Consider the following 238-nt stretch of genomic DNA (forward strand, 5'->3'; position numbering starts at 1 on the left):
TCGCCCTATTCAGACTCGCTTTCGCTGCGGCTTCAGCTCTTCACCTTAACCTTGCACGGGAACGTAACTCGCCGGTTCATTCTACAAAAGGCACGCCATCACCCCTAAAATGGGCTCTGACTTCTTGTAAGCACACGGTTTCAGGATCTATTTCACTCCCCTTCCGGGGTGCTTTTCACCTTTCCCTCACGGTACTGCTTCACTATCGGTCGCCAGGGAGTATTTAGCCTTGGCAGAT

1 rRNA gene is annotated in these 238 nt (G+C 52.1%); it reads right to left on the reverse strand.

The annotated features are described in order from the left end of the window. Positions 1–238, reverse strand: a 23S ribosomal RNA gene (locus ACN6NF_RS26000); the annotation flags it as partial.

The sequence above is a fragment of the Paenibacillus sp. TSM33 genome, assembly GCF_056099025.1.